Raw genomic sequence first — 10879 nt, 5'->3', positions numbered from 1 at the left:
ATCCATCTACCAGGAGCTTCACTATTTCCCCCGCAACGACACGCCCACCCGGCCCCTCACCTGCACAGACCAGGATGAAAAAGGCTCAATGGAAACCGCAGGAGGCGTTCCCCTGTGGCACGGGGTTCGCTCCCGCATCTCGCGTTTCGCCGTGATCCGCCGATACCTCGCAATGAGAGGTAGCTTTGTCAGGTGGGCGATGTGGACTCCCGGGCCGTCGCCGACGAGCTGACGACCGTGATCTCGACCCTGCGGCGGGTCGTGCGGCGCAGCCTTCGCGCCGAATTGCCGATGCCGGACCTGCGCGGCGCGCAGGTCGAATTGCTCCAAGTCGTCGAGCAGCAGCCGGGCGTCAGCGTGGCCGGCGCGGCGCTCCAGCTGCGCATGGCGGCGAACTCCGCGAGCACCTTGGTCAACCAGCTCACCCGGGTCGGCCTGCTGCGCCGCGAGACAGATCCGGTCGATCGCCGCGCGGTCCGGCTGCACCTGACCGACGCCGCCACGGACCGGGTGGCCGCCTGGCGGCAGGCGCGGACCCGCCTGGTCGGCGACGCCCTCGCCGAGCTGTCCGCGGCGGATCAGAAGGCGGTCGGCGATGCCCTGCGCGGGTTGCGCGCATTGGTCCTCGCGTTGGAAGGAGGTGGCGTCGATGACCGGGGTGGCGGTGCGGTGCCGGGGCCTGCGGCAGTCGTTCGGCGAGCAGGTCGCGGTCGACGGGATTGACCTGGACGTCCGGGCCGGCGAGGTGTTCGGGCTGCTGGGTCCCAACGGCGCGGGCAAGACCACCACGATCCGGGCGATCACCACGCTGCTGCCCACCGCGGCGGGCGTGGTCGAGATCTTCGGGGTCGACGCGGCACGCCACAAGCTGGCGGCGCGTCGGCTGATCGGCTATGTGCCGCAACAGCTTTCGGCCGACGGGGCGCTGACCGGGCGGGAGAACGTCGCGCTGTTCGCCCGCCTCTTCGACGTTCCGCGCGCGCAGCGGCGCTCCGCGGTGCGCGCCGCGTTGGGCGCCGTCGGGCTCGCCACCGTCGCCGAACGCTTGGCCGGCACCTACTCGGGCGGCATGGTGCGCCGCCTCGAACTCGCGCAGGCGCTGGTCAGCGGGCCGAGGCTGCTGGTGCTGGACGAGCCGACGATCGGTCTGGACCCCATCGGCCGGGAGGGCGTGTGGGAGCGGATCGCCCGGATCCGCGCCGAGACCGGGATGACCGTGCTGGTCACGACGCACTACATGGACGAGGCCGACCAGCACTGCGAGCGGATCGCCCTGATGCACCGCGGGCGGATCCGGGCGCGGGGAACCCCCGCCGAGCTCAAGGCGGCCGTGGGACCGGACGCCACGCTGGACGACGTCTTCCGGACGATCACCGACGACACCTTCGAGGAAACGGGAGAAGGGATGCGAGATGTCCGCGCGACTCGACGCACCTCCGGCCGCCTCGGTTGAACCGGTGCGGCGCAGCCCGCCGGGCCTGGTGGCGGCGCGGGTGGCGGCGATGTGCCTGGTGGAGCTGCAGAAGCTGCGGCACGACCGGGCCGAGCTGCTCACCAGGGCCGTGCAGCCCGCGCTGTGGCTGCTGATCTTCGGCCAGGTGTTCACCGGGCTGCGCGCGATCCCCACCGGGAACGTCCCCTACCTCGACTTCCTCGCGCCGGGCATCCTCGCGCAGTCGGCGCTGTTCATCGCGATCTTCTACGGCATCCAGATCATCTGGGAGCGGGATGCGGGAGTGCTGGCGAAGCTGCTGGTCACGCCCACGCCGCGAGTCGCCCTGGTGACCGGCAAGGCATTCGCCGCCGGGGTGCGCGCGCTGGTGCAGGCGCTCGTGGTGCTGGTGCTGGCGGCGCTGCTCGGCGTCGGCCTCACCACGAACCCGGTGAACCTGCTCGCGATGGGCGCCGTGGTGGTCCTCGGTTCGGTCTTCTTCTGCTGCCTGTCCATCACGATCGCCGGGCTGGTGCTGTCCCGGGACCGGCTGATGGGCATCGGGCAGGCGATCACCATGCCGCTGTTCTTCGCCTCCAACGCCCTGTACCCGGTCGACCTGATGCCGGGGTGGCTGAAGGCGGTCAACTACGCGAACCCGCTCAGCTACGAGGTCGACGCCCTGCGCGGACTGCTGATCGGCACGCCCGCGCACCTGGCGCTGGACTTCGGCGTCCTGGTCGTCGCCGCCGGCGTCATGATCGGCATCGCCGCAGCCCTGCTCGGGCGCTTGGCGCGCTGAGCGGACATGGCGTGATCAGCGGCGATCGAACGTCTACTGAGGACGACACGAGCGGCCGCAGGGACAGGCGTTCGCCCCGGCGTCGAGGTGATCTTGCCTGGGGTGTCTTGACACCCGGCCCGCCGGGTGCAAGCGTCAGCGTCGATGTTCATGCGACGGCGCGCAGGAAGCCGGTGTGAATCCGGCACGGTCCCGCCACTGTGAATGGGGAGCTACCGCCACCGATGCCACTGCCGCACCTAGCGGTGGGAAGGCGCGCGGGTAGCGATGATCCACGAGTCAGGAGACTGACGCCGTCGTACCGATTCGTACGGGGTCGCGGAGCCCCGGAGGAGGTACTGAAGGTGCAGCACCGCGCCGCGCGCGTCGTCGCCACCCACCCCTGCCACCACACCCGGCCCGACCGGGCCCGATCCCGCAAGGCGTGCCGAACCAGCAGGTAGGAAGCACGAACTACGTCCCGTTCGTCCGCTGACACCTGCGTGGAGACACCTTGCTTCCCCCTGGCAACTCCGCGTGCCCCGCAACGCATGCGGCGCTGCGTTCGCAGATCGAACGCGTGCGCGCTGCGGACCCGGCACGCCCCGACGAGGCACGCCTGGCAAACGCGACCGCCTCCGTCGCCTTCATGACCGTCCAAAGTGCACACCACGTCGGAAGATCCGCCGGCTATCGCAATTCCGTGCTCAGCGTGCGGGTCGGCAGCGCGGTCGGCTCGTGCGCCGTGGAGCCCGGCGAGCTCGACTCGCCGGCGATGCACGACCTGGTGGGCAGCACCGTCGCCGACCTGCTGGCGCATCCCGAACCCGCCGTCCGGGTCGCCGTGCTCGACGCCTACCTGGCGTCGCTGACCCCGCACGACGAGCACCCGCGATCCCGCACGGTGCACATCCCGCCGGGCACCTCGCTGGCGAAGTCGATGACCCGCGCACGCGCCGTGGCCGGGCTCGTTCCGCCGGCCGGCGGTCGCGTCGCGGTGATCGGCGTCGTGAACTCCCTGCTCGCCGCCCTCCTCGAGCGCGGTCTTCGCCCGGTTCCCTGCGACCTGAAGGGCGGGCGCACTGAGTGGGGCGAGCCGATCGTCCGGGACCACCGGGAAGCGATCGCCGGATCGCAGGCCGTGCTGGCCTCCGGAATGGTGCTCGGCAACGGCACGTTCGACGAGATCGCGGGGCTGTGCCGCGAACGCGGGCTGCCGCTGGTGATGTTCGCGCAGACCGGGAGCGCGGTGCTCCGCGAGATGGTCGGCACCGAAGTGCACGCGCTGTCCGCGGAGCCGTACCCGTTCTTCTGGCTGACCGGCGGCCACACCGAGATCCACCTGCACACCGCCGACCCGGGCGAGCTGCCGTGACCGCCACCTGGACGTCCTGGACCGACGGCGGCCCGAAGTGCCGTTCCGCGCTGGAACTCATCGGCAACACCCCCGTGCTGCGCATCGGAACGCCGCTCGCCCACCCCCACCCCGGTTTCTGGGCGAAGCTCGAAGGATTCGCCCCGGGCGGCATGAAGGCCCGGGCCGCTCTGTCCCTGATCCAGGGCGCCCGGCGGCGCGGCGAGCTGCGGCCCGGCGCCGCGATCGTCGAATCGAGCAGCGGAACGCTCGCGATCGGCCTGGCCTGCGTCGGTTCGGCGCTCGGGCATCCGGTCGTGGTGGTGGCCGACCGGGAGATCGACGGCATGACGAGGACGTTGTTGCGCGCGCACGGCGCACGGGTGGAGATCGTGCAGCAGCCGCATCCCACGGGCGGCTGGCAGCGGGCGCGGCGGGACCGGGTGGCCGAGCTGCTCGCGCAGCTGCCCGGCGCCTACTGGCCCGATCAGTACAACAACCCGGACAACCCGGCCGGATACCTCGCCCTGGGACGGGAGCTCACGCACCAGTTCGAGCACCTGGACGCGGTGGTGTGCAGCGTCGGCACCGGCGGGCACAGCGCCGGGATCGCATCGGTGGTCCGGCGGCGGTGGCCGGACGTCCGGATCGTGGGCGTCGACTCGATCGGCTCGACCGTGTTCGGCCAGCGCGCCGCGCACCGGCTGATGCGCGGGCTGGGCAGCAGCATCCACCCCGGCAACGTCGCCTACGACATCTTCGACGAGGTGCACCTCATCGGCCCCGCCGAGGCCGCGGACGCGTGCCGTCGGCTCGCCGCCGGATCGTTCGTCACCGGCGGGTGGAGCACCGGCGCCGTCGCGCTGGCCGCGTCATGGTGTGCCGCGGAGCTGGGTTCGGACCTCGTGTGCGCGGTGTTCCCGGACGGTCCGCACCGCTACTGGCGGACGATCTACGACGACGGGTACCACCTCGACCACGGCCTGGTGCCCACGGCCACCGAACCGTCCGAAGTGGACTCGGAATCCTCCGGCTGGATGCGGACGCGCCGCGTCGTCGACCCGTGCCGGAACCGCGGCGCGGCCGGTTCCGGATGCCCGGTGTGCGAGGAGGGCGTGCGATGACGCGGGACGGATTCCGGCGGCTGTCGCCCGCCGCGCGACTGCTGGTGGTCAACCAGTTCGGCATCAACGTCGGCTTCTACATGCTGCTGCCGTTCCTCGCCGCCCACATGGCCGGCCTCGGGTACGGCGCGGCGGTGATCGGGCTGGTCCTCGGCATCCGCAACCTCAGCCAGCAGGGCATGTTCCTGCTCGGCGGGACCGCCTCGGACCGGCTCGGGTGCCGGCCGATGATCATCGCCGGGTGCGCGTTGCGGGTGGTCTCCTTCGGGCTCTTCGGCGTGTTCACGTCGTTGCCCGGGCTGGTCGCCGCTGCCGTGCTCACCGGCCTGGCCGGCGCCCTGTTCAACCCCGCCGTGCGCACCTATCTCATGCATGAGGCGGGCGATCGGCGCGCGGAGGCGTTCGCCGTGTTCAACGTCTTCGCGCACGCCGGAACTCTCGTCGGGCCGTTGCTGGGTGCCGCGTTGCTCGCCGTCGACTTCCGGCTGATCGCACTGGTGGCGTGCACCGCCTTCGCGGTGTTGACGCTCGCCCAGATCATCGTGCTGCCGCGGCAGGAACGCAGCCCGCAGCAGCGCAGCGTTCTCGGGAGCTGGCGCGAGGTCTTCGCCAACCGGCGCTTCCTGCTGTTCACCCTGGCGCTGTCGGCGTACTTCGGGCTCTACAACCAGCTCTACCTGATGCTGCCGCTGGAGGCGCAGCGGGTTTCCGGGCTCACCGAGGCCGTGGCCGCCGTGTTCGTCGTGTCGACCGTGGTCGGCATCGCGTTGCAGGTCCGGATCACGCAGTGGTGCCGGGGGCGGTGGAGCGCGGGACGGTCGGTGGCGATCGGGCTGGCGTGCATGGGCGCGTCCTTCCTGCCGGTGCTGCTGAGCAGCCCGCTGCTCGACGCGCCTGCGGCGGGCGAGCCGGACTGGGGTGCGATCGCGCTCGCGTGCGTCCCGGTGATGCTGACGACCGTCGTGTTCACGATCGGCATGGCGATCACCAATCCGTTCGCGATGGAGCTGCTGCCGATCGTCGGCAGCGAGCGGCTGGCGGGCACCTACTACGGCTTCTACTACCTGGTGTCGAGCCTCGTCGCGGCGGCGGTGAGCTGGGTCGTCGGCGCGCTGGTGGACATCTCCGGCGAGGCACCGGTCCGGTGGTTGCCGTGGCTGGCCCTGCTCGGCGTGGGGCTGCTCGGCGGGGCCGGTGCCGCGCTGCTGGAACGACGAGGACTGCTCGACCGCGCCGGCGATCCGGCGCGGAGTTGAGGGAGATTTCAGCATGGTCTTGCGATGGCGGCCTGCCAGGAACTGCGAACGTCCACTGAGGAAGGAGATGCGAAGGTGACCGGCGTCAGTCGACGGAAGCTGTTCAAGGGTGCGTTGGGGGCGCTCGCGGTCGCGTCGCTGACCGCCTGCGGTGGCGCGGGCGGCTCGAACGGACGGCTGCGGGTGGCGTTCCCGACGTCGGGCGCGAAGGAATCGCTCGACCCGCACACCAGCTCGCTGTTCGTCGACCAGGCGAGGGCGAAAGCGCTGTTCGACACGCTGGTCGGCTACGCCGACGACATGAGCGTCGTGCCGCGCCTGGCCGAATCGTGGGAGCCCGATGCGACCGGGACGCGGTGGCTGATCCGGTTGCGCAGCGCCCGGTTCCACGACAACAGGCCGGTCACCGCCGACGACGTCCTCTACAGCTACCGCCGCGTCGCCGACCCCGCCACCGCATCGCCGGCGCGGTGGCAGTTCGCCACCGTCGACTTCAGCGCCAGCCGCGCGCGCTCGGCCGGCGAGCTGGAACTCGTGCTGCGGGCCCCGAACTTCGAGTTCCCCTCGGCGTGGGGCGCGCCCGCCACCGAGATCGTGCCCGCCGGGACCACGGACTTCACCGCGCCGGCCGGCTCCGGCCCGTTCCGGTTCGCCTCGTTCCAGCCCGGCCGGCCCGCGGTGTTCGCCCGGTTCGACGGCTACTGGGAAGGCGCCCCGAAACCCGCCGAGCTGGAGTTCGTTCCCATCAACGACGAAAGCGCCCGCGTCGCCGCGCTGATGTCGGGCCAGGTGCACTACGCCCACGACATCAGCGCGAACTCGGCGAGCCTGCTGCAGAACGACGGCCGCGCGAGGGTGCTCGCCGCGCCCGGCGGCACCATGCAGGCCGTCGCGCTCAAGGTCGATCGCGCGCCGTTCAACGATCCCCGGTTGGTGCGGGCGGTCGCGTCCGGTGTGGACCGCCGCGCGCTGCTCGACGTCGCGCTCAGCGGGCGCGGCCAGATCGGCAACGACCTGTTCGGCAAGGGCCTGAAGTACTACCCGCAGGACCTGCCGCAGCGCGAACGGGATCTCGGGCCGGCCCGATCGCTGGTGCGGGAAGCCGGGGCGGAGGGACTGGAGTTCGAGCTGCTCACCAGCGCCGCCGACCCGTACTTCGAGTCGGCGGCGACGCTGCTCGGCGAACAGCTGGGCGAGATCGGGCTGCGCGCCACCCCGCGGATCGGGCCGTCGGAGACGTACTTCTCCGACATCAAGACCGCCGGCGTCGCCGCGCACACCAGGACCGCTCCCCTGCCGTTGACGACCTTCATGGCTCAGCGCATGCGCGGCGACGCGGGCAGCAACAACTACACCGGGTACCGGTCGCCGGAGTTCGACTCGCTGTTCGCGCGGGCGATGAGCAGTCCGGACGAGGCGGAGCGGGCGCGGCTGCTCGCCGACGCCCAGCGCGTGGCCCGGGACAACAGCGGCCTGCTGGTGTGGGGGTTCAGCGACTGGAACGTCGCCACCGCCGGTGCGCTCTCCGGGGTCCGGGCGGCCCCGCCCAACTCCCTGGACTGGGCGCGGTTCGACCGGGCGTCGCTGGGTTGATGGCGGGATTCCTGGTGCGGCGGCTGGTGATCGCCGCGCTGCAACTCGCGGCGGTGGCGGTCGCCGTGTTCGCCCTGACGTCGATCCTGCCTGGCGATGCCGCCGTCGTCGTCCTGGGCGAGCACGCCACCGACGAGCAGGTGGCCGTGCTCCGCGAGCAGCTGGGGCTGGACCGGCCGCTCTGGGAGCGCTTCGCCGACTGGCTTTCCGGTGTGCTGCAAGGCGATCTGGGCACGTCGTTGCTGACCGGCGCCGCCATCTCCGACGAGATCGCCCGGGGATTCACCACGACGGCGCTGCTGGCCCTGCTCGCGCTCGCGGTGGTGATCCCGCTGGCGCTGGCGGTCGGCATCGGCACCGGCTTGCGCCCGGGTTCGCTGCTCGACCGCGGGCTGAACGGCGCGGTCGTCATGCTCAACTCGATCCCGGAGTTCGCGCTCGCGCTCCTGCTGATCGCCCTGTTCGCCCTCCAGCTCGGCTGGCTCCCGGCCACCGCGGCAGGCGCGTCGGGCTGGGCGCTCGCCGCGCAACCGGCGGTGCTCGTCCTGCCGGTCGGCGTCCTGGTGAGCAAGCAGTTGTGCGCCCTGGCGCGCCAGGTCCGCATCGGGGTCGTGGAGGCCGACTGCGCCGAGTACGCCATGCACGTGCGGCTGCACGGCCTGTCCGAACGCACCGTCGTCCTCCGGCACGTGCTGCCCAATGCTCTCGGCCCCGCGGTGCAGCAGCTCGCCCGGGCCGTCGACGGGCTGCTCGGCGGCGTGGTGGTCGTCGAGGCCGTTTTCGCCTTGCCGGGAATGGGTTCCGGGTTCGTCGGCGCGGTCATGGCCCGCGATCTGCCCGCCGTCCAGGGGTACGCGCTGGTGTTCGCGGCGACCACGATCGCGCTCAACCTGTGCGCCGACGTCGTGGCCCGGCGGCTCGTCCCGCAACGGGAGGTGGTCGCGTGAGCCCGCGTCCGGCCGTCGTCTTCGGATCGGTGCTGTTCGGCGTTCCGGTGCTCGTCGCGCTGCTCGGGCCGCTGCTGGCCGGTCCGGTGCGCTCCGCCGCCGGCCCGTTGCGGCCGCCCGGCCCCGATTTCCCGCTGGGGACCGATGTTCTGGGCCGGGACGTGCTCGCGCTCGCGCTCAGCGGCGGCGCCTCGATCGTCGCCCTCACCGGCCTGTCGCTGGTGCTGGCCTACCTTCTCGGCGTTCCGCTGGCGCTGCTCGCCGCCGGGCGCCGCAGCCGCTGGGCCGACGGTTTCCTGCTGCGCGCACTGGACTTCCTGCTCGCGCTGCCGGGCCTGCTCGTGCTCCTGGTGCTGGCCGCCGCCGGGTGGCGCAGCGTGGCGACCTTGATCGTGGCCATCGCCGTGCTTCAACTGCCCGCCGTGGTCCGCATCGTCCGCAGCGCCGCGTTGGCTCCCGGCTGCCGGGCGGCGGTCGAGGCGATGACGATGCAGGGCGAGCCCTGGTGGCGGATCCGCCTCGGCTACCTCGGGCGCGCCGTGCTGGGGCCGGTGCTCGTCGATGCCGGAACCCGGTTGAGCCTCGTGCTCTACCTGCTGGCCTCGGCGAACTTCCTGGGGCTCGGCCTGGCGCCGTCCGCGAGCGACTGGGCGGTGCTGGTGGAACGCAACAAGGAGGCCCTCTTCCTCCAGCCGTTCGCCGTCCTGGTCCCGGCGTTGTTGCTGGTGTCGCTGTGCATGGGCACCAACCTGCTGGTCGATCAGGCACTCCTGCGCCGGAACGAGGTCCGATGAGCACACCGATCCTCCGAGTTCGGGGACTACGGGCGTTCTCCGGCGAACACCGGCTGCTGACCGGCATCGACCTCGACGTCCGGCCCGGCGAGATCACCGTCGTGATCGGCGAATCCGGCGCCGGGAAGACGACCTTGGGGCTGGCGTTGCAGGGCGAGCACCACCCCGGGATCGCGCTGGCCGGGCGGGTCGAGCTGCGCGGGTCCGACCTGCTCGCGCTGTCCACCGCGCGGCGCCGGGCGACCCGCGCGACCGTGATCGGGTACCTGCCGCAGCATCCCGCCGGCGTGCTCAACCCGGTGCGCAAGATCGGCGGCGTGCTGGACGAGCTGGCCGCCGTTCGGCACCGCACGCGCGAGGCGCGCGCCTCGGCGATCGCCGAGGCGCTGGAGGCCGCGCAGCTGGATCCGGTCCGGTTCCTCCGCCGCTACCCGCACCAGCTCTCCGGCGGGCAGCAGCAGCGGGTCGCCCTGGCCCAGGCGCTCATCGGCCGACCCGAGGTCCTCGTCCTGGACGAACCGGCCACCGGGCTGGACGCCATCACCAAGTCCGAGACCGTCGCCGCGCTGACCCGGCTCGCGGACCGCGGCACGGCCGCCGTGCTGCTCACCCACGACCTCACGCTCGCCCGGCGGCTCGCCGACGAGATCGTCGTCCTGCTGGACGGGCGGATCGTCGAGCGGGGCCCGGCGAGCCGGCTGCCGCAGGAGCCGGCCCACGCCTACACCCGGGGCCTGCTCGCGGCCGAACCGCGCCTGCCGGACGCGCCGCGAGTTCCGCGCGCAGCGGACCCGGCGTCCGGGCTGCACGCGCGCGGGCTGGGAAAGACGGCGAACGGCAAGCGGTTGCTCGACGGCGTGGACCTGCACGTGCCGTCCGGCCGGTGCGTCGCGATCGTCGGGCGCTCCGGGGCGGGCAAGACCACCCTCGCCCGCTGCCTCGCCGGGTTGACCCGCCCCGACAGCGGGCAGGTGCTGCTGGACGGCGTACCGCTGGCCGCCGACATCCGGCGCCGAGACCGGCGGCAGCGGACGCGAGTGCAGTACGTCCACCAGAACGCCCGCGCGTCCTTCGACGAGTTCCGGCCCGTCGACGCCCAGATCGCCAGGACCGCGCAGTTCGCCCGCGGCCTCAGCAGCGAGCAGGCCCGGGCCGAGGCGGCGGACGTGCTCGCCACGCTCGGGCTCACCTCGTCGCAGGCCGCGCGGCGGCCCGATGCCCTCTCCGGCGGGCAGTTGCAGCGGGCGGCGCTGGCCAGAGCGCTGCTCGCCCGGCCCGCCGCGTTGATCTGCGACGAGATCACCTCGGGCCAGGACCTGATCAACCAGGCGGAGCTGCTCGACCTGCTCGCCGAGGCCGCCCGCACCACCGCGGTCGGGTTGGTGCTGATCAGCCACGACCTGCCCGCGATCGCCGGCATCGCCGACGAGATCCACGTGCTCGAAGCGGGCCACCGCGTCGAGCACGCCGCCACCCACGAGCTGCTCGCCCGGCCGCGAACCGCGATCGCGCGCGACCTCGTGGCCGGCGCGAACTGCGGCGCGGCCGCCACGGACCGGGGAACCTGACGGCCGTTGTTGCAAACCATTCGCAACTAC

Annotated in this window: 10 protein-coding genes and 1 riboswitch; all 10 genes read left to right on the top strand. The window is 72.5% G+C overall.

Features of this window, described 5'->3' with window-relative positions; translation table 11 throughout:
• Window positions 1-192 precede the first annotated feature (192 nt).
• Window positions 193-723 (top strand): MarR family winged helix-turn-helix transcriptional regulator, encoded by a 531-nt coding sequence (locus AC07EQ_RS38575; RefSeq protein WP_478392757.1) that lies wholly within the window; start codon window positions 193-195, stop codon window positions 721-723.
• Window positions 650-1453 (top strand): ABC transporter ATP-binding protein, encoded by an 804-nt coding sequence (locus AC07EQ_RS38570; protein WP_478392756.1) that lies wholly within the window; start codon window positions 650-652, stop codon window positions 1451-1453. The genes AC07EQ_RS38575 and AC07EQ_RS38570 overlap by 74 nt, the downstream gene beginning before the upstream one ends.
• Entirely contained in the window at window positions 1413-2234 is an 822-nt protein-coding gene (locus AC07EQ_RS38565; protein WP_478392755.1) for an ABC transporter permease, read from the top strand. Before AC07EQ_RS38570 ends, AC07EQ_RS38565 begins: the two co-directional genes overlap by 41 nt.
• Before the next feature lie 139 nt (window positions 2235-2373).
• Window positions 2374-2546: riboswitch (cobalamin riboswitch) on the top strand.
• A 370-nt stretch (window positions 2547-2916) separates the two neighbouring features.
• On the top strand, window positions 2917-3588 hold the full coding sequence (locus tag AC07EQ_RS38560; protein WP_478392754.1) for a hypothetical protein: 672 nt from the start codon (window positions 2917-2919) through the stop codon (window positions 3586-3588).
• Complete coding sequence (locus AC07EQ_RS38555; protein ID WP_478392753.1) at window positions 3585-4691, top strand: PLP-dependent cysteine synthase family protein; 1107 nt, start codon at window positions 3585-3587, stop codon at window positions 4689-4691. Before AC07EQ_RS38560 ends, AC07EQ_RS38555 begins: the two co-directional genes overlap by 4 nt.
• Window positions 4688-5947 (top strand): MFS transporter, encoded by a 1260-nt coding sequence (locus AC07EQ_RS38550; RefSeq protein ID WP_478392752.1) that lies wholly within the window; start codon window positions 4688-4690, stop codon window positions 5945-5947. Before AC07EQ_RS38555 ends, AC07EQ_RS38550 begins: the two co-directional genes overlap by 4 nt.
• Window positions 5948-6022: 75 nt before the next feature.
• Complete coding sequence (locus tag AC07EQ_RS38545; RefSeq protein WP_478392751.1) at window positions 6023-7540, top strand: ABC transporter substrate-binding protein; 1518 nt, start codon at window positions 6023-6025, stop codon at window positions 7538-7540.
• Window positions 7540-8487, top strand: a complete 948-nt coding sequence (locus tag AC07EQ_RS38540; RefSeq protein WP_478392750.1) for an ABC transporter permease — start codon at window positions 7540-7542, stop codon at window positions 8485-8487. The genes AC07EQ_RS38545 and AC07EQ_RS38540 overlap by 1 nt, the downstream gene beginning before the upstream one ends.
• Window positions 8484-9281 carry an ABC transporter permease gene (locus tag AC07EQ_RS38535; RefSeq protein ID WP_478392749.1) on the top strand — a complete coding sequence of 266 codons (798 nt, stop codon included), beginning with the start codon at window positions 8484-8486 and terminating at the stop codon, window positions 9279-9281. Before AC07EQ_RS38540 ends, AC07EQ_RS38535 begins: the two co-directional genes overlap by 4 nt.
• Entirely contained in the window at window positions 9278-10849 is a 1572-nt protein-coding gene (locus AC07EQ_RS38530; RefSeq protein WP_478392748.1) for an ABC transporter ATP-binding protein, read from the top strand. The genes AC07EQ_RS38535 and AC07EQ_RS38530 overlap by 4 nt, the downstream gene beginning before the upstream one ends.
• Window positions 10850-10879: the final 30 nt, after the last annotated feature.

Source organism: Saccharopolyspora sp. NPDC045839, assembly GCF_056431645.1.
This window is presented reverse-complemented; position numbering and strand designations above follow the sequence as displayed.

What these genes read in the sequence shown, in the direction of transcription:
- AC07EQ_RS38550 (WP_478392752.1), top strand. Translation starts at nt 4,688, where the DNA reads ATGACGCGGGACGGATTCCGGCGGCTGTCGCCCGCCGCGCGACTGCTG.
- AC07EQ_RS38540 (WP_478392750.1), top strand. Translation starts at nt 7,540, where the DNA reads ATGGCGGGATTCCTGGTGCGGCGGCTGGTGATCGCCGCGCTGCAACTC.
- AC07EQ_RS38565 (WP_478392755.1), top strand. Translation starts at nt 1,413, where the DNA reads ATGTCCGCGCGACTCGACGCACCTCCGGCCGCCTCGGTTGAACCGGTG.
- AC07EQ_RS38530 (WP_478392748.1), top strand. Translation starts at nt 9,278, where the DNA reads ATGAGCACACCGATCCTCCGAGTTCGGGGACTACGGGCGTTCTCCGGC.
- AC07EQ_RS38570 (WP_478392756.1), top strand. Translation starts at nt 650, where the DNA reads ATGACCGGGGTGGCGGTGCGGTGCCGGGGCCTGCGGCAGTCGTTCGGC.